Here is a 23,450-nt window from a genome sequence, read left to right on the forward strand (position 1 = left end):
AGCCTGATGAATGCCCAAGGAAGTTCGACATGTTGATGCGCTGGTGTGCTGTTCCCGCGTTGCTGATGGCGTTGACTGGCCTGGCCCAGGCCGCCGATTGTCCTGAGCTGCTGCAAGGCTCGCTGCCCAAGCTGCGCGCCAAGGAATCCATCGATCTGTGCAAGCAGTACGCCGACAAACCGCTGGTGGTGGTCAATACCGCCAGCTTCTGCGGTTTCGCCCCGCAGTTCGAAGGCCTCGAGGCGCTGAACAAGCGCTATAAGGACCAGGGGCTGGAAATGCTTGGCGTGCCGTCGAATGACTTCAAGCAGGAGTCCAAGGACAGCGCGGAAACCGCCAAGGTCTGCTACGCCAACTATGGCGTGACCTTCAACATGACCGAGCCGCAGAAGGTCCGCGGCGATGACGCCACGCATCTGTTTCAGGTGCTGGCCGCGCAGAGCAATGCGCCGAAGTGGAATTTCTACAAGTATGTGGTCGACCGGCAGGGCAAGGTCGTGGCGAGTTTTTCCAGTTTGACCAAACCGGATGATCCCGAGTTTATCGCCGCGATCGAAAAGGCCATTGCCTCCAAGCCGCTGAAGCCCTGAAGCCTTGTGATGGTCCTGTAGGAGCTGACGAGTGCAACGAGGCTGCGATCTTTTGTTCTTGAAACTCCAGGATCAAAAGATCGCAGCCTCGTTGCACTCGTCAGCTCCTACCGGTTTGTTCGATGCCCAGGCATGAAAAAGCCCCGCCTCTGTAAAGAGAGCGGGGCTTTTTCTTGGGCGAGGGGTTAGCCTCGCCACGGTGCATCAGAAGCGGTATGTCGCGCCGACACCGAAGCCGTTTGCCGAGTTTTCATACTTGGCATCGTAAGTCTGGCCACGCGCGTTTTCGTTGCGGATGTTGACCGACTCTTCTTTCAGGTACGAGTACGCGACGTCGATGGTCAGGTCGTCGGTCGGGCTCCAGCCGGCACCGATACTGAAGATGGTGCGGTCGCCAGTCGGGATACGCGGCGAGCGGTCTTCGTTATTGGTTGGCGACTGGTCGAAGGTCAGACCGGTACGCAGGACCCATTCCTTGTTCAACTGGTACGAGGTACCCACGGCATAGGCCCAGGAGTCATGCCAGTTCTGGTCTTCGTTGATCGAACCGAACTGACCGGCCAGCAGAGGCTGCACGCCGGAGTTCTTCACGGTGATCTTGTCCAGTTGGCTCCAGCGGGTCCAGGTGGTGCCGGCGTAGACGTTCCAGCGATCGTTGATCGCCTGGGTGACCGACAGGTCCACGGATTCCGGCGTGGTGATCTTCAACGAAGCGTCGTACTTCTGGTTGGCGCCAACGCCCACCAGCGCCAGAGCGTTGTAGTTGACCTTGGTGTCGCCTTCGAGCTTGTAGTCGACCTTGGAGTGATAGGTCAGGCCGACACGGGTGGTGTCGGTGGCCTGGACCAGCAAGCCGACGTTGTAGCCCAGCGCGGTGTCGTCACCCTTGATCTTGACCTTGCCGTCCGGCAGTGCCTGGGTGATCGACAGGTTGGATTCCAGCGAGCCGTCGATACGGTTGATGGTCGGGCCGAAACCGATCGACACCTTGTCGTTGAAGGCGTAGCTGACGGTTGGCTGGAAAGTGATGACTTGCACTTCGGACTTGCTGCCGAAGTAACGACCGGCGAAGCCGTTTTCGTAATCCGTGATCAGACCGAACGGTACGTACACACCGAGGCCGAATGCCCAGTGATCATCGATCGGTTTTACATAGAAGCCCATCGGTACGGCAGTGAGGGGCACCATGTCGCCCTTGTTGCTGCCGCCATTAGGGCTGGAGCTGGTATCGCTGATATCGGTATGCGCGTCGACCAGGGCGACGCCGCCGGTGACTTGTTCGCGCTTGATGCGCGCCATGCCGGCCGGGTTGCCATAAACAGTGCTTGCGTCGTCGGCAGAAGAAGATCGCCCGGCAAAACCAGTCCCCATCCCACTGATGCTTTGTTCGTTGAGGGCAAAACCTGCCGCGAAGATTTGTGTGGAGGCAAGGGTAACGGCGAGGCTAAGGGTGGTTTTGAGCATGACTTTTTTCATTATTAGAACTCCTGGTGATCACCGGGGCGAAAATTACCAACATTTTCGTCCCAGCGCTATAGCTGTAAGCCTTGAGTTAGAGCGGTTTTGTAGGACAATCCGACCAAAATGGCGACTTGTTGCGAGAACTTGTGAAACCGCCCGGTCAGCAAGCGACCTGATTCAGCGGTGAAACACAGGTTTGCCAAGCGCAGGTAAAGTCGCGCAAACGGCCTTGCGGTTGAAAGGTCTGGCGCCAGATACGCGCCATGCCGAGCAGATCGGTCGGAGCGGGGAGGGTGGGGTTCTGTTCTTCCACCAGCAGCCAGGCGATGGCCGTGGCGTAACGCAGGTTGACGGTCAGTTCCAGATGCGGGCCGCTGAGGAATGCATGCTGACTGGCGAGGCCGCGCACCAGGCTGGCGCGCTCCGGGTCGAGCGCCAGATAATCGTCCCAGAGCGCCTGATGGCGATGCTCGGCAATCCGGTAGAGGCCGTGGCCGCGGCGGTCGTGCAGGGCAGAGCCGAGGGCGGATTGGCTGGCAGCGATACCCAGCAGCAGGGATTCGGCGGTTGCGCAGTGGCGTCCCAGATAGATCAATGTGGGACGGATCACATAGCGGCACAGTTCGCTGGCAGCGATACCCATAACACCCTCGGTTCTTGTTGTTGAGGGCGAGTCCTGAAGGGGCTTTGGCAGCAGTGGATCGAATCAGGCTCGCCGCAAGCGGGTCAAGCCGCTTGAGTTGAAGTGTAGTGTCATATTCAGCGTGTAAAGGACTGTTTTTAAAATATTTCCGCCATCGCATACCGGGCGTTAGATCGGAACATGCTTAGAAGCGTTGCGCTAAAAGTGAAATATCAGGCAATAAAAAGCCCCGCTTTTCAGCAGGGCTTTGCTTTTGCAGCCTGTCCGGCTTTCAGGCAACCAGTGCCTGACGGGTACGCTCGATCACGGCCTGCAGCGGTTCGGCGCTGGAGTATTGATCGGGGTACAGACGCTCGCTGTGACGAGCGATACCGTGTTCATTGACTACGGTGAAGCTGAAGCAGCCTTTGCGAGCGGCCATGATCAGGCAGTTCATTGGAGCAAAAGCGTTGGTTAGGGTGCGAATGGCATCCTGAGTCTGGATTTGAGTAGACATAGTTATTAGGTGTTCCTACAAATGACACGGATAAGAACCGTGCAACGTTAAAACGTTCCAGTAACGTTGATCACCATTGATCGAACGAAGAACCCGACTGGAACAAAGCAGCCAGTTTGAAGCGCTGATAAGTGAGCGCGCTTGGGCTGGCAGGTAGGTACTTAGGAGGACAGGCATCACAGCGAGGGCAAAGGTTCTGGGCCCGGGGTGAAGATCCTGATCAATTTGCAGGTTGGTTCGGTCAGAGTAAGTGTTCTTCGCAACGCCCTTTGCTTTCGTTCAAAGGCAGCGTCGTCGCAAGAGTTACCTGGAAACCATCGAGGGGTCGTTCCCGCTTTTTTCGGCAGTGTCTTCCTGTTGGAAGTTGACCGTGGGAGATGTTCGACCGGAATTGACTTTCAGCTTGGTACTAACGCCGCGGATAGTAACGGATCCGTTCGGGCGAAGCAAACCCCATGACGAAAAAAGCTTCGCACGGAATGGTCGTGTCACACCGTCCGTCGGCGTGCATGCTTTTCGCAGAGCCTTTCGGTCGTTCGCAGCTGCGCAAAATGACCCCAAAAAGCGCACGCATATAACCGGCGCACAGGTACTTGTGCACATTAGTTGCGCAGAGCGTAACGCAACTGTCACATCGATCCTGACTCCAGTCGCTGCCTGTATCAAAAGTTTAAGTCAATGAAAAATATCGTCTTTTTTTGTTGGTGAAAAAATCGTCAGTTTGACTGCGAGCCCCATTCCATAAGGCTTTGCGAGGATCACAGAGCGGTTGTCCACTGACTTATCCACAGCTTCTGTGGATTGTCCCTAGCGCTTGCTCTAGGACGGGCGTGCCGGGTTTTTTTCGACTTTACCTGTAAGAAAAAGAGAGTAAAGTGGCGCGCCTTCCGATCTGTCCCGCAGTGCTTTATGAAGTTTCGCTCAGTATCAGACTCTGTTACCTCCAATCCGACCTCTGTTACCGCTCCCAAGCGTTTTTCCGTACGTGTGGCTGAGTGGCTGCTCGATGCGCCGCGCCTGAGCGACAGCCCCAGCGCCAAACACCTCGCGGGCCGCCTGCTCAAGCAACCGGCCCGTGAAGGTGTAGTCGCTGCGCAAAGCCGTCTCGGCCAATTGATCTGCCGTGAGTGCGGCAATGCCCGTGACCGGCGTATCGGCCAGGAGCTGCTGCGTCAGGCCGCCCGCGCCGGCGACCGTCGCGCACAGCAGGAACTCGGTCTGATCGAAGACTGAGCTGTCCAAGCCCAGACACCTTGGTTAACCTTCAGGCTTTATCCGATTGGCAGGAGTCGCTATGGCTATGGACTTGACCAGCATATTGCTTGGTCTTGCGGCAGCAGGGGTGCCGCTGCTGGCGCTGGCCTGGCAACTGCAACGCCGGGCCAGCAATGCCCAGGCCGATCTGGCCTTGCTCGAGGAGCGCCTGGCCATGGCGCAACTGGCCCAGGACGGCCTCACCGCGCAGCTTGAAGCGAGCCGCGATGAGATCGCCGATCTCGGCCAGGCCAATGCCGCCAAACAGGCAGACCTCGCCGCCCTGCGCCGCGAAGTTGAATTGCTGCAGATCGAGCGCGATGACGCCCGCGATGCCTCCCACGCCTGGAACCTCGAACGCGCCAACAAGGACGCTGAGTTGCGCCGCCTCGACGCCCAAGCGGCCTCGCTGAGTGCCGAACTGCGAGAGCAACAGGAAAGCCATCAACAACGTCTCAACGACCTGCAAGGCTCGCGCGATGAGTTGCGTGCGCAATTCGCCGAGCTGGCCGGCAAGATCTTCGATGAGCGTGAGCAGCGCTTTGCCGAAACCAGCCAGCAGCGGCTCGGGCAGTTACTCGATCCGTTGAAAGAACGCATCCAGTCCTTTGAAAAACGCGTGGAAGAAAGCTATCAGGCCGAAGCCCGCGAGCGCTTCTCGCTGGCCAAGGAGCTGGAGCGTTTGCAGGCATTGAACCTGCGCCTGAGCGACGAAGCGACCAATCTGACTCGCGCGCTCAAGGGCCAGAAAACCCAGGGCAATTGGGGCGAACTGATCCTCGAGCGCGTTCTTGAGCACGCGGGTCTGGAGAAGGGCCGCGAGTATCAGACTCAGGTCAATCTCAAAGGCCCGGACGGTGAGCGTTTCCAGCCCGATGTAATCATTTATCTGCCCGGCGACAAGCAAGTCGTGGTCGACTCGAAAGTCAGCCTCACCGCGTATCAACAGTATGTTGCGGCAGATGACGACACGTTGGGGCAGATCGCGATCAAGCAGCACGTGTTGTCGCTGCGCAATCATGTGAAAGGTCTGGCCGGCAAGGATTACAAGCGTCTGGAAGGCTTGCACAGCCTCGATTTCGTTTTGCTGTTCGTACCGATTGAAGCGGCATTTTCTGCGGCATTGCAGGCTGAGCCGTCGCTGTTTCAGGACGCCTTCGACCGCAATATCGTGATCGTCAGCCCGACTACGCTGCTGGCCACGTTGCGGGTGATCGACAGTCTGTGGAAGCAGGAGCGGCAGAGCCAGAACGCCCGGGAAATCGCCGAGCGCGCGGGTTGGCTGTATGACAAGTTCGTGTTGTTTATTCAGGATCTGGACGAAGTGGGCAATCGTCTGCAGCAACTGGACAAGGCTTACAGCTCAGCGCGTAACAAGCTGACAGAGGGGCGCGGTAATCTGGTCAGCCGCAGTGAGCAGTTGAAGTTGCTCGGTGCGCGGGCGAGCAAGAGCTTGCCGGCGGATTTGCTGGAGCGGGCGATGACGGATGTTGATGGGTTGGTTGAGTTGCCTGAGTAGGCGTCGTTTTTTGGGCTGATTGGGGGCATATCCGTTGCTGCGGGCGTGGCGGCTGGCGGTTTCGCCCTTACGGCGAGTCACCTTTTTCAAACGCCAAAAAGGTAACCCAAAAGGCTTGCTCCTACGTTCGGCCCTCGCAGGCTCGGGTCCCTTCGCTCCGGGATCGATCCGGGCGCAGCGGCTACGGTTTGCTTCGCTGCACCTCCTTCCGCTGTGTCTGGCTGCGCCAGACGGTCGCTGCGCTCCCACCCCCGGATCAATCCCTCCACTCAGCCTTCCGACGTCGCGCTGCACCTCCTTCCGCTGTGTCTGGCTGCGCCAGACGGTCGCTGCGCTCCCACCCCCGGATCAATCCCTCCACTCAGCCTTCCGACGTCGCCGGTGGATCAAGATCAAAAGCACTCGAGCTTGCGCTCATTGTTGAGTGGGGCGGCTGCGCTGCCTTGCTTTTGCTTTTGTGGGAGCGAGCCTGCTCGCGAAGGCAATCTGCCGACCAACCATTTCACTCAGATCCAACTGTAGGAGCTGCCGAAGGCTGCGATCTTTTGCTCTTGCTCTTGCTGTTCTGTGAGAGCGAGCCTGCTCGCGAAGGCGTCTGCAAGGTCACCTTCTACAACGGCAAATACCGACTCAACAGTGCCCGCAACGCTGCCGGCTTCACCGGTTTGGCCAGGTAATCCAGGCCCGCAGCATGCACTTGCGCTACGGTCTCCGGGCGTCCATCCGCGCTGATTACCACGCCGGGTACCGGCTCGCCCAGGCGCGTGCGCAACCACGCCATCAGCTCTGTGCCGGTATCGCCGTGGTCGAGGTGATAGTCGACCAGCGCCAGTTGCGGCCGCACACCTTCATTCAATATCGCTGCGCATTCTTCGCGATTGCGCGCCGTCCATACCTGGCAGCCCCAGCGGCTCAGCAGGCTGTTCATGCCGATCAGGATGCTGTCTTCGTTATCGATGCACAGCACCTGCGCGCCGCTGAGCATTTTGCTGTTTGGTTCGATCGAGGCGCTCGCCGCAGGCGTTTGCGTGCGCGCCAGCGGTACCGTGACGCTGAACACACTGCCGCGCCCCGGCCAGGAGCGAACGCGCAAGGTATGCCCCAGCACGCGGCACAAGCCGTCGGCGATCGCCAGACCCAGGCCCAGACCTTTTTCGGCGCGGGTCTGGTGGCTGTCGAGGCGTTTGAATTCTTCGAAAATCACTTGTTGTTTGTCTTCCGGAATCCCCGGGCCGCGATCCCAGACTTCCAGACATAACTCGCCACCGCGCCGACGCACGCCCAGCAGCACCGGGCCTTTGGCGTAGCGGAAAGCGTTGGTGAGGAAGTTTTGCAGGATTCGCCGCAGCAGTTTGATGTCGCTGTCGATGCGCAATTGACTGCCGCGCACCCGGAACGTGAGCTTTTGCTCTTGGGCCAGCGCCTTGAATTCCGCCCCGAGGGTGTCGAACAATTCATTGACGACGAACGCTTTGCGGTCCGGGTTGATCTTGCCGTTTTCCAGGCGCGAGATGTCCAGCAGATCGCTGATCAGGTCTTCCGCCGAGCGCAGCGAGCTGTCGAGGTGTTGCACCAGCTGCTGCGCCTCTGCGCTCAAGCCTTCGTTCTGGTGGGAGAGGGCGGCGGAGAACAGTCGCGCGGCGTTCAGCGGTTGCATCAAGTCGTGGCTGACGGCGGCGAGGAAGCGGGTTTTCGACTGGTTGGCCGCCTCGGCATTGCCCTTGGCTTCGGTGAGCGCGACGTTGAGTTGCGACAGTTCTTGGGTACGCTCGCTGACCCGTTGTTCCAGCCCTTCGTTGGCCTCGGTCAGCGCCTGTTCGGCTTCGCGGAACGCGGTAATGTCGGTGAAGCTCATGACAAATCCGCCGCCGGGCATCGGGTTGCCGATCAGCTCGATCACCCGGCCATTGGGGAACAGCCGTTCGGAAGTGTGCGCGCGGCCCTGACGCATCCAGTGCAAGCGTCGCGCGACGTGCACTTCCGCTTCGCCGGGGCCGCACAAACCGCGTTCGGCGTTGTAGCGAATGATGTCGGCAATCGGCCGGCCGACGCTGATCAGGCCGTCGGGGTAGTTAAACAGCTCCAGATAACGCCGGTTCCACGCCACCAGTTTCAGCGACTGGTCGACCACGCTGATGCCCTGGGTGATGTTCTCGATCGCGCCTTGCAGCAGGGCGCGGTTGAACTGCAGCACTTCCGAGGCTTCGTCAGCGATTCGGACTACGTCCTCCAACTGCATTTCCCGACCTTCGATGGCGGCCTTTACTACGGCGCGCGTCGAAGAGGCGCCAAGGACACCGGCGAGCAAGCGTTCGGTATGGGCGATCCATTCACTGTCGGCGTTCTGGTTGGGGTTGAAACCCTTGCCCTGACGGTAGGCGAAGCGAATGAAGCTCTGCCGCGCGCGTTCTTCGCCGACGAAACGCGCCGCCAGTTGCAGCAGATCGTCGATCTGCACCGCCAGCATTGAACGAGCATTAGGCCGCGCGCTGATTTCCTGACCGATGAAACGCCCGGCCTGCCAGTGCTCGGAAACCCGCGTGCGCGACAGCACCGAGACCCAGGCGAACAGGGTGAAGTTACCCGCCAGCGACAGCACCACGCCTTGAGTCAGCGGCGTAATCGGCAGGTTCAGCGGATTGCTGTGCAGCCACGCCAAGCCGGGGAAACTCGCCAGCGACCAGCCGAGACTGTGCGCGGCAATCGGCAGCACCAGCGTGTAAAACCACAGAAACGTCCCGGTAGCGAGCCCGGCGAACACGCCACGGCGGTTGGCCTGTTTCCAGTACAGCGCGCCAAGCATGGCCGGCGCCAGTTGCGTCACCGCCGCGAAGGCGATCTGGCCGATGGTCGCCAGGCTCGCGGTCGAGCCGAGCAAGCGATAACTGACGTAGGCCAGCAGCAGAATCACCACGATGCTCACGCGGCGCACCGAGAGCATCCACTGGCGGAACACCTCGAACGGGCGCTCGGCGTTGTTGCGGCGCAACAGCCACGGCAGCAGCATGTCGTTGGAGACCATGGTCGACAGTGCGACGCTGGCGACAATCACCATGCCGGTCGCTGCCGATGCACCACCGATAAACGCCAGCATCGCCAGCGCCGGATGGGCCTGGGCCAGCGGCAGGCTGATCACGAACGAGTCGGGCAGCACGTGGCTGGGCAGCATCATCTGACCGGCAAGGGCGATCGGTACTACAAACAATGCGGCCAAAGCCAGATAGGCGGGGAACACCCATTTCGCCAGTCGCAGATCCTGCGGGTCGATGTTCTCCACCACGGTGACGTGAAATTGCCGGGGCAGGCAGATGATCGCCATCATCGCCACGCCGGTCTGCACCACCATCGATGGCCAGTTGATGGTTTCCTTCCAGTACGCCTCAAGGCGCGGGGCGAGCATCGCCTGATTGAACAGGTCGTCGAAACCGTCATACAGGCCGTACGTGACGAAGGCGCCGACGGCGAGAAAGGCGAACAGCTTGACCAGCGATTCGAAGGCAATCGCCAGCACCATGCCACGGTGATGTTCGGTGGCGTCGAGGTTGCGCGTACCGAAAACGATGGTGAACAGGGCTAGCACCAGCGACACGATCAGCGCCGTGTCCTGAGCGCGGGTGCCCATGGCATCGGCGCCGGCGCCGATCAACAGGTTCACGCCAAGGACAATGCCTTTGAGTTGCAGGGCGATGTAGGGCAAGACGCCGACGAGACAAATCAGCGCCACCACCACCGCCAACGATTGCGACTTACCGTAGCGCGCGGCGATGAAGTCGGCGATGGAGGTGATGTTCTCCTGTTTGCTGATCATCACCATTTTCTGCAGGACCCACGGCGCGCCGACCAGCAGCAGGATCGGCCCGAGGTAGATTGGCAGGAATGACCACAGTTGTTCCGCCGCCTGACCGACCGCGCCGAAGAACGTCCAACTGGTGCAGTAAACCGCCAGCGACAGGCTGTACACCCAAGCGCGCACCCGTGGCGGCAACGGCGTGCTGCGACGGTCGCCGTAGAAGGCGATGGCGAACATGATGGCCATATAGGCCAGGGCAACGACGGCGATCAGCCCGGTGGACAACGACATGCAGCACTCCCGACAAAAGACTCCCCGGCACTCCTGCCCGGGCGGACAGTCTCGCACGCGCGCGGCGGTTAGTCAGTGTCGACCAAGGTCGTGGCGTGGCGGGGTGTCGCAGGCGGGGTACCGGGTGGTTTTTGTGGTGCCCGGGCGGGCCTCTTCGCGAGCAGGCTCGCTCCCACTTTCTGGAATGCATTCCCTTGTGGGAGCGAGCCTGCTCGCGAAGGCGTCAGTCCTGCCGCAATGCAATATCGATCAACCGATGCAACTCATCCACCTCCAGCGCCGTGGCCGAAAACAGAATCCGGAACACCACCGGCGCCACCACCAGATTGATCAAGCGATCGACACTCGGCGCCTTCTCATGCGGATAGCGATCGACAATGGTCTGCAACTGCGCACCAATGATCGCCACGCAATAGCCCGGCGTAGCGCTGGCCTGCACGTCGCGCATCATGTTGCGCCCGACCTCCGAGCTCATCTCGTCGAGATATTGCTCGGCCCAGGCGCGGATATCGCCGCGCAGGCTGCCAGTGTTCGCCGGTTCGCTGTCCGGGCGCATGCGGGCGAGGGCGACGTCGGCGAGTAATGCCGCCAGATCACCCCAGCGGCGGTAGATCGTCGACGGCGTAACCCCTGCGCGGGCGGCAATCTGCGGGACGGTCACGGTGGAACGTTCCTGCTCTTGCAGCAGCGCGTTGACAGCCGAATGAATCGACTCTTGCACCCGGGCACTGCGGCCCCCGGGGCGTAAACCTTCTTTAATAGCCATGCGGCAGACCTTAACACAAAGAATTTGCTTTAAGCGCGGGGCGGTAGCACACTGCACAAAAGCAAAAAATTAGCTTTTGCGGAGTGTGCCCATGACCAGCCCCTTGAATAGTGTCGCTTCCCACCAGTCGAGCTTGTGGTTTCTGGCGATCACCTTACTCAGTTTTCTCGCCGCTTCCACCGCGCCGACGCCGTTGTATCACTTGTATCAGGATCAGCTGCATTTCTCGGCAGCGATGTTGACGCTGATCTTCGCCGTTTACGCTTTCAGTCTGTTGGCGGCGTTGCTGACGGTTGGTTCGCTTTCCGACCATCTCGGACGCAAACCGGTGATCTTCAGTGCCGTGCTGCTCAATGCGCTGGCGATGCTGCTGTTCATTCATGCCGACAGCGTGTCGTGGTTGATCAGCGCACGGGTGCTGCAAGGTTTCGCCACCGGCATGGCCACTGCCGTATTGAGTGCAACGCTGCTCGACACCGACCGTCAGCAGGGGCCGCTGATCAACAGTGTCGCGCCGTTACTCGGGATGGCTTTGGGCGGTTTGGGCTGTGGCTTACTGGCAGAATTCGCACCGGCGCCGTTGCAGCTGACCTATTGGTTGCTGTTGGCGTTGTTCGTGTTGCAGGGCGTTTATGTCTGGCGCCTGCCGGAAAGTGTCTCGCGGCAAGGTGGGGCGCTGGCGTCGTTGCGGCCGACCCTGCACGTGCCGGTGCAAGCGCGTTCAACGTTGTGGCGAGTGCTGCCGCTGAACACCGCAACCTGGGCGCTCGGAGGTTTTTATGCCTCGCTGGCACCGTCGTTGGTGCGCACGGCCACTGGCTCTACCTCCAATCTGATCGGCGGCGCTACGGTCGCGGCGCTCACCGTGACCGGAGCGTTGATGATTTTCATGATGCGCAATCGTCCGGCCGCTCAGGCGTTGCGGCTGGGCGCGAGCTTGCTGCCGATCGGGCTAGTGCTGATTCTGCTCGGTGTGCATGGCGCCAGTCTGTCGCTGTTTTTCTTTGGCACCCTGGTCGCCGGTTGCGGCTTCGGTTCCGGTTTCCTCGGTGCGGTGCGCAGTCTGGTGTCGCTGGCCTCGCCACACGAGCGAGCCGGGTTGATGTCGGCGTATTACGTGCTCAGTTATCTGGCGTTCTGTTTGCCGGCGTTGCTGGCCGGGTATCTGGCGCGCAACTTTGGACTGCTGGCGACCACCGACGGTTACGGCGTTGTGTTGATCGTGCTGGCCGTTGCTGCGCTGGTACTCAGTCTGCGTCCGCAGACGGGCAGAGTTTGCAGCGCTCCTTAGCGCGTGTGGACGCTTATCTGCGAAACAGATAACAGTTAGAGATATTACCCGTTATATCGATATTCGATTCGGATCTACCATGGACTCCACCTCACCAGAGGACAGGAGTTCATGATGATTTGCCCCAACAGTGTCACCCCCGGCTACAAACCTTTCAGCCAGCTTCAGCATCCGCGTGAAGTGATCCGCCAGTTCACGCCGAACTGGTTCGCCGCGACCATGGGCACCGGTGTGCTGGCATTGGCGCTGGCCCAGTTGCCGCTGGCCATTCCCGGATTACGCGTCGTGGCCGAGGGGCTGTGGCTGTTCAACATTCTGTTGTTCAGCTTGTTTACTGCTGCCTACGCCGCGCGCTGGATTTTGTTCTTTGACGAGGCGCGGCGGATTTTCGGTCATTCCACTGTGTCGATGTTCTTCGGCACCATTCCCATGGGCCTGGCGACGATCATCAACGGCTTTCTGTTGTTCGGGCTGCCGCGCTGGGGCGACGGTGTCATTCAGCTCGTTGAAGTGTTGTGGTGGATCGATGTAGCGATGTCGCTGGCCTGCGGTGTGTTGATTCCGTACATGATGTTTACCCGTCAGGAACACAGCATCGATCAGATGACTGCGGTCTGGTTGCTGCCGGTGGTGGCGGCGGAAGTAGCAGCGGCCAGCGGCGGTTTGCTCGCCCCGCATCTGACCGACGCCCATGGGCAACTCGTCGTACTGACCACCAGCTATGTGCTCTGGGCTTTCTCCCTGCCGGTGGCGTTCAGCATTCTGACCATCCTGTTGTTGCGTATGGCTCTGCACAAGCTACCTCACGAAAACATGGCCGCGTCGAGCTGGCTCGCCCTCGGTCCGATCGGCACCGGTGCGCTGGGCATGTTGCTGTTGGGCGGTGAGGCGCCAGCGATTTTTGCCGCCAATGGCCTGGCTGGCGTCGGTGAAATCGCTTCGGGCCTGGGCCTGGTGGCGGGGATTACGCTGTGGGGGTTTGGTCTGTGGTGGATGTTGATGGCGCTGCTGATCACCGTGCGTTATCTGCGTGACGGCATTCCGTTCAACCTCGGCTGGTGGGGCTTCACCTTCCCATTGGGCGTGTATTCGCTGGCGACGCTGAAACTGGCAAGTATCCTCAACCTGACATTTTTCAGTGTGTTCGGTACGGCGCTGGTGATTTTGTTGGCGGCAATGTGGCTGATCGTCGGCAAGCGCACCGTGCAGGGCGCGTGGCGTGGCGAGCTGTTTGTCTCGCCGTGTATTGCAGGTTTGAAGAAATAATCCGAAAAGTTTAGGTAAGGTGTGGCCTGGATCGTGGTGCGGGATTCCAATAACAAGCACCCAGGCCTCACTACCTAACATCAGGAAACACGGAAGATGAGTCACCCCTCACAGTTCAACCTGTTGCGCACCCGGCGCTTTTTGCCCTTCTTTATTACCCAGTCGCTCGGCGCGTTTAACGACAACGTGTTCAAGCAGTCGTTGATCCTCGCCATCCTCTATCGGCTGACCATCGAGGGCGATCGCTCGATCTGGGTCAACCTCTGTGCGCTGCTGTTTATCCTGCCGTTTTTCCTGTTCTCGGCGCTGGCCGGGCAGTTCGGGGAAAAATTCGCCAAGGACGCGCTGATCCGTCTGATCAAGCTCGCGGAAATCGCCATCATGGCCGTAGGATCGATCGGCTTTCTCTTCGATCATCTGTCGTTGATGCTGGTGGCGTTGTTCGCCATGGGCACGCATTCGGCGCTGTTCGGCCCGGTGAAGTATTCGATCCTGCCGCAGGCCTTGCGCGACGATGAACTGGTCGGCGGCAACGGTCTGGTGGAAATGGGCACGTTTCTGGCAATTCTCGCCGGCACCATCGGCGCCGGGATCATGATGTCGACCGAGCACTACGCGCCAGTAGTCTCCGCCGCGATCGTCGGCATTGCCGTGCTGGGTTATCTGGCCAGCCGCAGTATTCCGCGCGCGGCGGCCTCGTCGCCGGAAATGCGCCTGAACTGGAACATCTTCAGTCAGTCTTGGGCGACGTTGAAACTCGGTCTGGGCCAGACGCCTGCGGTGTCGCGCTCGATTGTCGGCAACTCGTGGTTCTGGTTCGTCGGGGCAATCTATCTGACGCAGATCCCGGCCTACGCCAAGGAATGGATGCACGGTGACGAAACCGTGGTCACGCTGATCCTGACCGTGTTCTCGGTGGGCATCGCGCTGGGTTCGATGCACTGCGAGAAACTCTCAGGGCGCAAAGTCGAGATCGGACTGGTGCCGTTTGGCTCGTTTGGCCTGACCGTGTTCGGCCTGTTGCTGTGGTGGCATTCCGGGGGAATCCCGGACAGCGTCACCGGCCATAGCTGGATTGCCGTGCTGGGCTTCGTTCACACCTGGGCGGTGTTGATCGACATCCTTGGCCTGGGCATTTTCGGTGGCTTCTATATTGTCCCGCTGTACGCGCTGATCCAGTCGCGTACGGCTGAAAACGAACGGGCGCGGGTGATTGCCGCCAACAACATTCTCAACGCGTTGTTTATGGTGGTGTCGGCGATTGTTTCGATCGTTTTGCTCAGCGTCGCCAAGCTGTCGATCCCGCAACTGTTCCTGGTGGTGTCGCTGCTGAACATCGGCGTCAACGCCTACATCTTCAAGATCGTTCCGGAATTCAGCATGCGCTTCATGATCTGGCTGCTCAGCCATTCCATGTACCGCGTCGAGCACCGCAACCTTGAAGCGATCCCGGACGAGGGCGCGGCGCTGTTGGTGTGCAACCACGTGTCGTTCGTTGACGCCTTGCTCATCGGCGGGGCGGTGCGTAGGCCGATTCGCTTTGTCATGTACTACAAGATCTACAACCTGCCGGTGCTGAACTTCATCTTTCGCACGGCGGGCGCGATTCCGATTGCCGGACGCCAGGAAGATATCCAGATCTACGAAAAAGCCTTCACCCGCATCGCTCAGTATCTGAAGGACGGCGAATTGGTGTGCATTTTCCCGGAAGGCAAATTGACCGCCGATGGCGAGATCAACGAGTTTCGTGGCGGCGTGACGCGCATTCTGGAGGAGACGCCGGTGCCGGTGATTCCGCTGGCGCTGCAAGGATTGTGGGGGAGTTTCTTCAGTCGCGATCCGAACAAGGGCTTGTTCCATCGCCTGTGGTCGCGGGTGACGCTGGTGGCCGGGCCGGCGATTACCGAAGGGACTGAGCCAGCGAAGTTGCAGGTGTTGGTGGGGGAGTTGCGCGGGTCCGTTAGATAGTCGGTGTATCAAAAGGCCCCTTCGCGAGCAGGCTCGCTCCCACAGTTGACCCTGTTCCAATGACGGAACGCGGTTGAAGGTGGGAGCGAGCCTGCTCGCGAAGACGGTATCGGCTTAAGCGCTGACTTTAAGGCCAATCAAACCCGTGACGATCAACGCCACACTGATCAGCCGAATCAACGCCATCGACTCGTCGAACAAAATGATCCCGGCGATCACCGTGCCCACCGCACCTACGCCGGTCCAGATCGCATACGCCGTACCCAATGGCAATTCCTTCATCGCCAGACCGAGCAAACCAAGGCTGATGGCCATGGCGGCAACGGTGAGGGCGGTGGGAAGCGGGCGGGTGAAGCCGTCGGTGTATTTCAGGCCAACGGCCCAGCCGACTTCGAACAGGCCGGCGCAAAACAGAATGATCCAGGACATGCAGGACCTCCATCGATTGACGGGGTCGTCCCCAGATGAATGACTCGATCGAGCCGCAGGGTCGTCCCCGCGTTGCGCAATATAGTGACGAGCATTAACCCGGGGATCAAGTTTTCAGCCTCAATCGGCAGCCCGTTGCGCGAGGTTGTCGCGGTCTTCCTTTTCGCTCATGCGCCGGAAGTACGTCGATAGCAGTGCTCCGGAAATATTGTGCCAAACGCTGAACAGCGCGCTCGGCACCGCCGCCAGTGGCGAAAAGTGCGCACTGGCCAATGCCGCGCCCAGTCCCGAATTCTGCATGCCGACCTCCAGTGCCAGCGACTTGCGCTGAGCCAGAGGCAAGCCGAACAGGCGTCCGGTGAAGTAGCCGAGCAGATAACCGAAGCTGTTGTGCAGCATCACCACGGCCATGATCAACAGGCCGGACTCGGCGATTTTCGCCTGACTCGCCGCGACCACGGCGGTGACGATAATCACGATGCTGACCACCGACACCAGCGGCAACACATCCACCGCATGCCGCACCTTGTCGCCGAGCAGCCGCTGCGCGACCACGCCGAGAACGATCGGCAACAGCACCACTTGCAGGATCGACCAGAACAGCTCCATGAACGATACCGGCAGCCACGCCGAGGCCAGCAGCCAGATCAGTGCCGGGGTCAACAGTGGGGCGAGGAGGGTAGTGACCGCGGCAATCGCCACTGAAAGCGCCAGATCACCACGTGCCAGCCAGGTCATCACGTTCGAAGAGGTGCCGCTCGGGCAGCAGCCGACCAGAATCACCCCGACGGCGATTTCCGGCGGCAGGTGAAACACCTGGCAGAGCAACCACGCCACACCGGGCATGATCACGAAATGCGCAACCACGCCCAGCGCCACCCGCCACGGATGGCGAGCGACGGCAGCGAAGTCGTCGAGCTTGAGGGTCAGGCCCATGCCGAACATCACCAGACCCAGCAGCGGTACGATCGCGCTTTTCAGGCCGATGAACCACGCCGGTTGCAGGAAGGCCACGACGGCGAATATCAGAACCCAGTAAGCGAAGGTATTGCCGACAAAGCGGCTGAGTGCAGCCAGTGCGCGCATGGCTTGATCCTTATTATTGGTTACACCACAAAACATTGTGGGAGCGAGCCTGCTCGCGAAAGCGGTGAGCCAGATACATTAATGTTGCTGGCGCACCGCATTCGCGAGCAGGCTCGCTCCCACAGGTTAGATGCTCGTCAGAGTCAGATCCCCTGCGGCATCTCTTCCCCACCCAACGCTTCAACCAGCGCCGGCAGGAAGTCGCCGAAGGTCAGCATCATCAGGGTGAAGCTGGCATCCAGTTGGCCCAGGGCTTCATCACCACCGTCCTGTTCCGCCTGATCCTGCAGCAGATCCTCGAATTTCAGGCGCTTGACGGTCATCTTGTCGTCGAGCATGAACGACAGTTTGTCCTGCCAGGCCAGCGACAGCTGAGTGACGACTTTGCCGGTGCTCAGGTGCAGCTGGATTTCCTCGCTGGTCAGGTCCTGGCGCTTGCAGCGGACGATGCCGCCGTCTTCGTGGGTGTCGCGCAGTTCGCACTCGTCCAGTACATAGAAATCGTCGGCGGCTTTCTGTGTGGTGACCCACTCGGTCATCACCGCAGTCGGTGCCATTTTCACGGTCAGCGGACGCACGGGCAGGGTGCCGATCACTTCGCGCAGCGTCGACAGCAGGTCTTCGGCGCGTTTCGGGCTGGCCGAGTTGACCAGGATCAGGCCCTGTTTCGGCGCGATCGCGGCGAAGGTCGACGAACGACGGATGAACGCGCGCGGCAGAAACGCCTGGATAATTTCATCCTTGATCTGGTCGCGTTCCTTCTTATAGACCTTGCGCATCTGCTCGGCTTCGATCTCTTCGACCTTTTCCTTGACCGCGTCACGCACAACGCTGCCCGGCAGAATACGTTCTTCTTTACGCGCAGAGATCAGCAGGAAATCGCCGCTGACATGCACCAGCGGCGCATCTTCGCCCTTGCCGAATGGTGCGACGAAACCGTAAGTGGTCAGCTCCTGGCTTGCACACGGCCGCGCCAGTTTGGTCGCCAGTGCAGTTTCCAGCGCCTCGGCATCGACAGGCAGGTCTTGGGTCAGGCGATAGATCAGCAGGTTCTTGAACCACATGGGGCGAGTCACTCCTTTATACAAAGGGGGGCATTATTGTCTTCGCCGGGGCATAGGCCAACCCTTCTCTAAGCCTTTGGAAGGCCTCGGAAAATTATTTAAAAAAGTGCTTGCCAGAGGTTGGGGTGCTCCGTAGAATGCGCGCCACACCGAAGCGAAGGGTGATTAGCTCAGCTGGGAGAGCGTCTGCCTTACAAGCAGAATGTCGGCGGTTCGATCCCGTCATCACCCACCATTCGTTTCAAGTGTTTAGCGCAGCGGTAGTTCAGTCGGTTAGAATACCGGCCTGTCACGCCGGGGGTCGCGGGTTCGAGTCCCGTCCGCTGCGCCATATTCGGTAACCTGGACCACTGAACGCCAGGTCACCACGGAAAAACCCGCTGAGGCGGGTTTTTTTCTGTCTCAAGGTTGTACCCGCGGGATGTATCGTTTCACCGGTTTTCAGATTTTTTTGAAAATATTCAATTAAATCAACACTTTACGAAAACCTGTGGCATAATACGCCCCGTAACGAAGCGAAGGGTGATTAGCTCAGCTGGGAGAGCGTCTGCCTTACAAGCAGAATGTCGGCGGTTCGATCCCGTCATCACCCACCATTCGTTTCAAGCGTTTCGCGCAGCGGTAGTTCAGTCGGTTAGAATACCGGCCTGTCACGCCGGGGGTCGCGGGTTCGAGTCCCGTCCGCTGCGCCATATTCGGTATCTGGAACTGAACGCCAGACACCACAAAAAGCCCGCCTTGTGCGGGCTTTTTGCTGTCTGCGATTTATGAAATCGCCGCGCTACTGCGCCGCATTGCGGGCATGCCGATAGTCGCTCACCGCCTCGTACACTGCCTTGCGCAAGCGATTGATCCCGCCCACCGGCCGATGCGCCTCGATGCCGAACCACGGGTTGAACGACAGGTTGTCGCATTGCAGATTCAGCGCCGGCGTATCGAAGTCCTGCGCGGGCAGGGTGATCCGCGCCACCGTTGCAAAAAGCGCATCCTGCTCACGCCACTCAATGCTGGTGTTTTCGATCGGCATGTACTTGTTCGCGTCCTGGCGCTGGATCTGCAGGGCAAAACACGCCGGCACCCGATCCGTGGATAACTGTTGATTCAGTGCACTGCGCAGAAAATTCGGCAAGTCGTGATTCTGTTTGGGCAAGGTATACGCCGGGCAACGCTCCGGATCCGGCACGACGCGGAATTTCGCATTGGCCTCACCGAACTTGTAGGGTGATACAGAGAAATATGTAGTCTCGGTCGGACTGTCCGGCGGCGCTGACAGGGTTGCCAACGCGATGAATAGATGACGGACCTGCCAGGTGCGCGGATCCCACGTCGGAAAAAACGCCATGACCTTCTTGCCGTCAGCCTGCGCCGCCACATTCTGACGGTACTCGGCGACATTGCTGACAAAGAAATTCGGATGGCTGAACATCACGAAATCCTGTTCATGCTGGTCCTGGCGGTTGCCTAGCAGTTGCGTGCCAGGAACCTCAAGCAACTTGATCGCCATTCCGCGCGCGTCGCGAATGCTGTCGAATTGCGGGTAGGCATTGCCGTTGGACAACCGGATCAGCGCCTGCCAGGTCTTGCCCGGCTCGCTGAACACACCCTGTCGCAGCGATTGCGCCAGTTCCGGTAACACCTGCACTTGCGCCTTCACGCAGCCATGCGCTTTGGCGTGGGCATCGCGCAGATAACGCGTGGGTTCGCGGTGCTGGTCGACGATGCGCACTGCGGTTTGAATGATGTCCTGGGTCATCGCCGCTTCGCCCGCTGGAATCTGTTCCTGCGCCGACACCGGCCCACGATGCTGCCAAGCGAACCACGCGGCGGCGATGGCCCAGCCGAGCAGGCCGATGACCAGCAGGATCAGCAGCGTCTTGCCAAGCAAACGCCCCAACCAGAGCCAGAAGCGAGCCAGTGGCGGCAGTTCTTTTTTGAATGTCGGCATGATCATGGCAACTGCGCCTCCAGTGGTCCGCCCAGTACTTTCAGATATTCGAGCAGCGCCCAGCGCTCCTCGGGTTGCAGGAGGCGGCCGATCACCCCGTTGCCGCGAGCGCCGGCGCGGAATTCGTGGCCGCTGTTGTGGTTGCCGCTGATGCGCGTGTCGAACAGAAAACCGTTGGTGAAAGGTTCGGTGCGATAGCCGAGGTGGCGCGGGTCGTATTCGAGCGTGCCTTTATAGAAGGTGGTGGCGCGCTCATCCTGCGGTGACAGCAACTGATAAAGGCTCGGCACCGAGCCGTTGTGCAGAAACGGCGCAGTCGCCCACACGCCGGCCAGCGGCCGGGCCTTGTAAGCGACTTTCTCGCGCACGCCGATCGGCAGGCCGAAACCGTCCATGCGCGGTTTTTCTTCCGGCGTGATCTGCGCGTCGCGATAGGCACGGTTTTCCACGAACGCGGTGACGTAAGCCAGGCCCTTGGCCACCGACAATTGGCTCAGATCAAGCGGCGCTTTAGGTTCGGGGTGCAGTCTGACGTCCATTTTTTCCAACTCTTTGACATCCCATTGCAGCACGCTCAGGTCGAAACGATGGCTGGCAACGTTGTTGGCCGCATTGGGATCGGTACCGATCACGTCTACGGGCAGCATGTGCAAGTGCTGCACCCAGCGTTCGCCTTCCTGCGATTGGCGCGGGACATGGCAGCCGACGCAGTTTTCCGCGAACAGCGCGCGGCCTTTGGCGGCCAGCGGCTTGTCGATCGCACCGAACAGATCTTCCGGCCAGGTCGGCGACTTCAACTGCTGCAAGGTTTCTTCGATAGCGTGCAGATCGCGCACGCGCACGCTGGAGGGATAGCGCTCAGCGCCTTGCAGCGGCTGGCCGTTGCCGTCGAAGAAATTCAATGTGGCTCCGACGCCGAGCGCTTCGCCGATATTGCGCGCCATCGGCTGCTGGGCCGAGCCATTCCACTGCACCCAATCGAACGTCCACATGTCCCACAGCTGCGGATAATCCACCGGGGCATCGGCTACGCGGTAGTTGGCAGGGGAAATCGCATCGCCAAACGTCGCGTTGGCAATTCGTCCAAACGCGTCGGTGCGCCCCGGGCCTTCCTCGGTCGGGTACAGGCCGCGATGGGTGTCGTTCCACGCCACTTTGACGAAGGTGTTCAGCGAGGTCTTGAACTCCTTGCGCAATTGTTCGCGGCGCGCATCGTAATCATCCCCGAGCACCTGACGGGCGAAGCGCTCGAACTTCCACGGGTTGTAGTAAGTCGAGGCGAGACTGGCGACCAGGGCCTGTCCGAAACTGCCGCCGCGCAACGTAGGAACGCTGGAAGGCAACACGTGCTGTGCGGTGCCGCCATCGATACGCACGGCCTGGTCTTTGAAGCGCAACTCGCCGGTGTGGCAAGCGGCGCAGGTGATGTCCAGATAGTGCTCGGAGGCGTTGCCGGGATTCTGGTGCCGGGCAAAACCGACGGGAAGGTTGCCGGGGTTGTTCGCGCTCGCTTTCTGCTGCGGGTCGACCAGGAAGCCGAAACGGGCGAGATATTCAGGGGAGGCGAAGCGCTGCTCGGAGAAGGGCAATTCCAATGCCTGGAACCACTCGTAACGCAGGCCTTTGACTTGCGTACCTTGGGGCGTGAAGTAGTAGGTCTGCCGTTGCTCTTCGCTCCATTGATCCAGGTAACGTACCTGTTGCGGCGGGGTGTAGAAGGGCAATTTCGGGTTGGCGACGTAATAGACAATCACCGCAACGGCGATTATCGCCAGCACGATCACCAGAGTGAGAACGCGGAATAGAAGGCGCAAGTTAAACATCCTTGTCGAATTGTTGCGCTGTTATGCCTGAGCCATGACTGCTGGGCAAGTGGCCATTACGCCAGACGCTGAGGCAAGCTCCGATGACGCTTGTCGTCCGTGGATGACAGAAGCTTCATCCAGCCGTTGTCCAAATGCGTTTTAATACCTGAACTTATCGGAAGATTCCTGCTCTCATGCCGGTAGCCATTGGTCGTGGCGGCCTGATAAGCTCGCGGCTTTACTCGATTGCCCATTCGGCGCATGAACAAGGAAATAGCATGAAACAGCATCGGTTGGCGGCGGCGGTAGCCCTGGTTAGCCTGGTACTCGCGGGTTGTGACTCGCAGACCAGCGTAGAGCTGAAAACCCCGGCGCAAAAAGCTTCCTACGGCATCGGCCTGAACATGGGCAAAAGCCTTGCCCAGGAAGGCATGGATGATCTGGACTCCAAAGCGGTAGCCCAGGGCATCGAAGATGCCGTTGGCAAGAAAGAACAGAAGCTGAAAGATGAAGAACTGGTCGAAGCCTTCGCCTCGCTGCAAAAGCGTGCTGAAGAGCGTATGGCCAAGATGAGTGAAGAGTCGGCAGCCGCCGGCAAGAAATTCCTCGAAGAGAACGGCAAGAAAGCCGGTGTGACCACCACCGCTTCCGGCCTGCAGTACGAAGTAGTGAAGAAAGCCGACGGCCCACAGCCTAAGCCGACCGACGTCGTAACTGTTCACTACACCGGCAAGCTGACCAACGGCACCGTGTTCGACAGCTCCGTAGAGCGCGGCAGCCCGATCGATCTGCCAGTCAGTGGCGTGATCCCGGGTTGGGTTGAAGGTCTGCAACTGATGCACGTTGGCGAGAAGTACAAACTGTACATCCCTAGCGATCTGGCTTACGGAGCTCAGTCGCCAAGCCCGGCAATCCCGGCCAACTCGGTTCTGGTTTTCGACCTGGAACTGCTGGCCATCAAGGATCCAGCCAAAGAAGACGCCGCTGCCAAGTAACACGCAACGGCTCGAAAACAACGCCTCGCACATGCGGGGCGTTGTTGCATCTGCAGGTCAGGGAAGGTAAACAGAGCGAACTGACAGCGATCAGCACAGTCATAGCTTTGAGGCTGCCCGCGCTAGACGCCCTGAGCTGCCAAGTCAATGAAATATTGGGCTTTTTTATGTGAGTAAAAAACGCCCGATCTGAGCGCAGCCCTTATGAAACGGGGCTCTCAGCGCTGAAATGCAGCTCTGTTCACAAGGTTATCCACAATTTGTGTGGATAACATTTCAACGGGAAGAATAGATGAAAGCTCCGTGGAATTTCGCTCGATTCCTGCCGTTGGCCGGTCGCCTGCTGGCCCGTGGACGCTTGCCGACCCTGTTGTTTGCCGTGGCCAGCAAAGGCGCCGCGCAAGGCAATCGCCTGGGCAAACTCAAGGATGATCTGCGCTTGCTGCAGTCGCTGTGCCTGGCCTACTGGCGTGGCGAGTATCGCGCGATCAGTGCCAAGTCGCTGATTTCGGTGGTGGCCGGCCTGATGTATTTCCTCAGCCCGGTCGATGCCATTCCGGATTTCATTCCCATGTTCGGCATGCTCGATGACATCGCTGTCCTCGCCTGGCTGATGAAAACCCTCGATGACGAGCTCAACGCCTTCCGCCTGTGGCGCAAGCGCCAGCAACCCGAGAAGCTGGCGGTGGTTGAGCGCCTTCCTGATACCCCTGAACAATTGCAGCTGCAAGGCCCGAAAAAGCCCTGACTGACGAAGACTGCCTACAGATAGATACCACTCGCGACCTTGG

The 23,450-nt window shown here is 59.7% G+C and carries 18 protein-coding genes and 4 tRNA genes; 12 read left to right on the forward strand and 10 right to left on the reverse strand.

Going from position 1 to position 23,450, the window contains the following annotated elements; genetic code table 11:
* Nucleotides 1–29: 29 nt before the first annotated feature.
* Nucleotides 30–590, forward strand: a complete 561-nt coding sequence (locus ASG55_RS04495; RefSeq protein WP_041479535.1) for a glutathione peroxidase — start codon at nt 30–32, stop codon at nt 588–590.
* Between the two features lie 204 nt (nt 591–794).
* On the opposite strand, the gene ASG55_RS04500 is transcribed toward ASG55_RS04495, so the two are convergent.
* From ASG55_RS04500 to ASG55_RS04510, 3 genes are all read right to left on the reverse strand, one after another.
* The gene (locus ASG55_RS04500; RefSeq protein ID WP_056783953.1) at nt 795–2,066 is read right to left on the reverse strand and encodes an OmpP1/FadL family transporter; all 1,272 of its coding nucleotides are present in this window, start codon (nt 2,064–2,066) and stop codon (nt 795–797) included.
* 145 nt (nt 2,067–2,211) lie between these two features.
* Nucleotides 2,212–2,694 carry a hypothetical protein gene (locus ASG55_RS04505; protein WP_041479533.1) on the reverse strand — a complete coding sequence of 161 codons (483 nt, stop codon included), beginning with the start codon at nt 2,692–2,694 and terminating at the stop codon, nt 2,212–2,214.
* 271 nt (nt 2,695–2,965) lie between these two features.
* A complete protein-coding gene (locus ASG55_RS04510) occupies nt 2,966–3,190 on the reverse strand; it encodes a hypothetical protein (protein WP_016773719.1) in 225 nt (74 codons plus the stop codon).
* A gap of 909 nt (nt 3,191–4,099) precedes the next feature.
* On the opposite strand from ASG55_RS04510, the gene ASG55_RS04515 reads away from it, so the two are divergent.
* Complete coding sequence (locus ASG55_RS04515) at nt 4,100–4,423, forward strand: hypothetical protein (RefSeq protein WP_024012181.1); 324 nt, start codon at nt 4,100–4,102, stop codon at nt 4,421–4,423.
* Nucleotides 4,424–4,598: 175 nt separating this feature from the next.
* Entirely contained in the window at nt 4,599–5,963 is a 1,365-nt protein-coding gene (gene rmuC, locus ASG55_RS04520) for a DNA recombination protein RmuC (protein WP_164488343.1), read from the forward strand.
* Nucleotides 5,964–6,573: 610 nt separating this feature from the next.
* Here rmuC and ASG55_RS04525 read toward each other — a convergent pair.
* Both ASG55_RS04525 and ASG55_RS04530 read right to left on the reverse strand, forming a co-directional pair.
* Nucleotides 6,574–10,044 (reverse strand): hybrid sensor histidine kinase/response regulator, encoded by a 3,471-nt coding sequence (locus tag ASG55_RS04525; protein WP_056783958.1) that lies wholly within the window; start codon nt 10,042–10,044, stop codon nt 6,574–6,576.
* Between the two features lie 223 nt (nt 10,045–10,267).
* Nucleotides 10,268–10,810, reverse strand: a complete 543-nt coding sequence (locus tag ASG55_RS04530; protein ID WP_056783960.1) for a TetR/AcrR family transcriptional regulator — start codon at nt 10,808–10,810, stop codon at nt 10,268–10,270.
* 103 nt (nt 10,811–10,913) lie between these two features.
* Here ASG55_RS04530 and ASG55_RS04535 point away from each other — a divergent pair, with 103 nt between their 5' ends.
* The 3 genes from ASG55_RS04535 to ASG55_RS04545 all read left to right on the forward strand — a co-directional run bounded on the left by ASG55_RS04535 (nt 10,914) and on the right by ASG55_RS04545 (nt 15,335).
* The gene (locus tag ASG55_RS04535) at nt 10,914–12,101 is read left to right on the forward strand and encodes an MFS transporter (RefSeq protein WP_056786762.1); all 1,188 of its coding nucleotides are present in this window, start codon (nt 10,914–10,916) and stop codon (nt 12,099–12,101) included.
* 114 nt (nt 12,102–12,215) lie between these two features.
* Nucleotides 12,216–13,367: a TDT family transporter gene (locus ASG55_RS04540; RefSeq protein WP_056783963.1), complete on the forward strand. Its 1,152-nt coding sequence runs from the start codon at nt 12,216–12,218 to the stop codon at nt 13,365–13,367.
* A gap of 96 nt (nt 13,368–13,463) precedes the next feature.
* Nucleotides 13,464–15,335, forward strand: a complete 1,872-nt coding sequence (locus ASG55_RS04545; protein ID WP_056783966.1) for an MFS transporter — start codon at nt 13,464–13,466, stop codon at nt 15,333–15,335.
* 114 nt (nt 15,336–15,449) lie between these two features.
* Here ASG55_RS04545 and sugE read toward each other — a convergent pair whose 3' ends face one another.
* The 3 genes from sugE to rdgC form a co-directional block, all read right to left on the reverse strand.
* Nucleotides 15,450–15,764 carry a quaternary ammonium compound efflux SMR transporter SugE gene (gene sugE / locus ASG55_RS04550; RefSeq protein WP_056783969.1) on the reverse strand — a complete coding sequence of 105 codons (315 nt, stop codon included), beginning with the start codon at nt 15,762–15,764 and terminating at the stop codon, nt 15,450–15,452.
* A 120-nt stretch (nt 15,765–15,884) separates the two neighbouring features.
* Nucleotides 15,885–16,850: a bile acid:sodium symporter family protein gene (locus ASG55_RS04555; protein ID WP_041479525.1), complete on the reverse strand. Its 966-nt coding sequence runs from the start codon at nt 16,848–16,850 to the stop codon at nt 15,885–15,887.
* Nucleotides 16,851–16,993: 143 nt separating this feature from the next.
* Nucleotides 16,994–17,914, reverse strand: a complete 921-nt coding sequence (gene rdgC, locus ASG55_RS04560; protein WP_024012190.1) for a recombination-associated protein RdgC — start codon at nt 17,912–17,914, stop codon at nt 16,994–16,996.
* Between the two features lie 159 nt (nt 17,915–18,073).
* Here rdgC and ASG55_RS04565 point away from each other — a divergent pair.
* The 4 genes from ASG55_RS04565 to ASG55_RS04580 all read left to right on the forward strand — a co-directional run bounded on the left by ASG55_RS04565 (nt 18,074) and on the right by ASG55_RS04580 (nt 18,606).
* A tRNA-Val gene (locus ASG55_RS04565) sits at nt 18,074–18,149 on the forward strand.
* A gap of 19 nt (nt 18,150–18,168) precedes the next feature.
* Nucleotides 18,169–18,245 (forward strand) — tRNA-Asp (locus tag ASG55_RS04570).
* Between the two features lie 189 nt (nt 18,246–18,434).
* Nucleotides 18,435–18,510 (forward strand) — tRNA-Val (locus tag ASG55_RS04575).
* A 19-nt stretch (nt 18,511–18,529) separates the two neighbouring features.
* A tRNA-Asp gene (locus ASG55_RS04580) sits at nt 18,530–18,606 on the forward strand.
* Nucleotides 18,607–18,695: 89 nt separating this feature from the next.
* Here ASG55_RS04580 and ASG55_RS04585 read toward each other — a convergent pair.
* Together ASG55_RS04585 and ASG55_RS04590 are read right to left on the reverse strand one after the other, a co-directional pair.
* Nucleotides 18,696–19,865 (reverse strand): catalase family protein, encoded by a 1,170-nt coding sequence (locus ASG55_RS04585; protein WP_056783972.1) that lies wholly within the window; start codon nt 19,863–19,865, stop codon nt 18,696–18,698.
* Nucleotides 19,862–21,673 carry a di-heme-cytochrome C peroxidase gene (locus ASG55_RS04590; RefSeq protein WP_056783974.1) on the reverse strand — a complete coding sequence of 604 codons (1,812 nt, stop codon included), beginning with the start codon at nt 21,671–21,673 and terminating at the stop codon, nt 19,862–19,864. The genes ASG55_RS04585 and ASG55_RS04590 overlap by 4 nt, the downstream gene beginning before the upstream one ends.
* A 269-nt stretch (nt 21,674–21,942) precedes the next feature.
* Between ASG55_RS04590 and ASG55_RS04595 the strand changes: the two genes are divergently transcribed.
* Nucleotides 21,943–22,659 carry an FKBP-type peptidyl-prolyl cis-trans isomerase gene (locus ASG55_RS04595; protein WP_016773732.1) on the forward strand — a complete coding sequence of 239 codons (717 nt, stop codon included), beginning with the start codon at nt 21,943–21,945 and terminating at the stop codon, nt 22,657–22,659.
* A 292-nt stretch (nt 22,660–22,951) separates the two neighbouring features.
* On the forward strand, nt 22,952–23,407 hold the full coding sequence (locus ASG55_RS04600) for a YkvA family protein (protein ID WP_016773733.1): 456 nt from the start codon (nt 22,952–22,954) through the stop codon (nt 23,405–23,407).
* The last annotated feature ends 43 nt before the right edge of the window (nt 23,408–23,450 follow it).

It is taken from the genome of Pseudomonas sp. Leaf434, from assembly GCF_001425545.1.
Classification (GTDB): Bacteria; Pseudomonadota; Gammaproteobacteria; order Pseudomonadales; family Pseudomonadaceae; genus Aquipseudomonas; species Aquipseudomonas siliginis.

Coding starts and splice junctions, on each gene's coding strand:
- ASG55_RS04495 (WP_041479535.1), top strand. CDS start 30: ATGTTGATGCGCTGGTGTGCTGTTCCCGCGTTGCTGATGGCGTTGACT.
- ASG55_RS04500 (WP_056783953.1), bottom strand. CDS start 2,066: ATGAAAAAAGTCATGCTCAAAACCACCCTTAGCCTCGCCGTTACCCTT.
- ASG55_RS04505 (WP_041479533.1), bottom strand. CDS start 2,694: ATGGGTATCGCTGCCAGCGAACTGTGCCGCTATGTGATCCGTCCCACA.
- ASG55_RS04510 (WP_016773719.1), bottom strand. CDS start 3,190: ATGTCTACTCAAATCCAGACTCAGGATGCCATTCGCACCCTAACCAAC.
- ASG55_RS04515 (WP_024012181.1), top strand. CDS start 4,100: ATGAAGTTTCGCTCAGTATCAGACTCTGTTACCTCCAATCCGACCTCT.
- ASG55_RS04525 (WP_056783958.1), bottom strand. CDS start 10,044: ATGTCGTTGTCCACCGGGCTGATCGCCGTCGTTGCCCTGGCCTATATG.
- ASG55_RS04530 (WP_056783960.1), bottom strand. CDS start 10,810: ATGGCTATTAAAGAAGGTTTACGCCCCGGGGGCCGCAGTGCCCGGGTG.
- ASG55_RS04540 (WP_056783963.1), top strand. CDS start 12,216: ATGATTTGCCCCAACAGTGTCACCCCCGGCTACAAACCTTTCAGCCAG.
- ASG55_RS04545 (WP_056783966.1), top strand. CDS start 13,464: ATGAGTCACCCCTCACAGTTCAACCTGTTGCGCACCCGGCGCTTTTTG.
- sugE (WP_056783969.1), bottom strand. CDS start 15,764: ATGTCCTGGATCATTCTGTTTTGCGCCGGCCTGTTCGAAGTCGGCTGG.
- ASG55_RS04555 (WP_041479525.1), bottom strand. CDS start 16,850: ATGCGCGCACTGGCTGCACTCAGCCGCTTTGTCGGCAATACCTTCGCT.
- rdgC (WP_024012190.1), bottom strand. CDS start 17,914: ATGTGGTTCAAGAACCTGCTGATCTATCGCCTGACCCAAGACCTGCCT.
- ASG55_RS04585 (WP_056783972.1), bottom strand. CDS start 19,865: ATGATCATGCCGACATTCAAAAAAGAACTGCCGCCACTGGCTCGCTTC.
- ASG55_RS04595 (WP_016773732.1), top strand. CDS start 21,943: ATGAAACAGCATCGGTTGGCGGCGGCGGTAGCCCTGGTTAGCCTGGTA.
- ASG55_RS04600 (WP_016773733.1), top strand. CDS start 22,952: ATGAAAGCTCCGTGGAATTTCGCTCGATTCCTGCCGTTGGCCGGTCGC.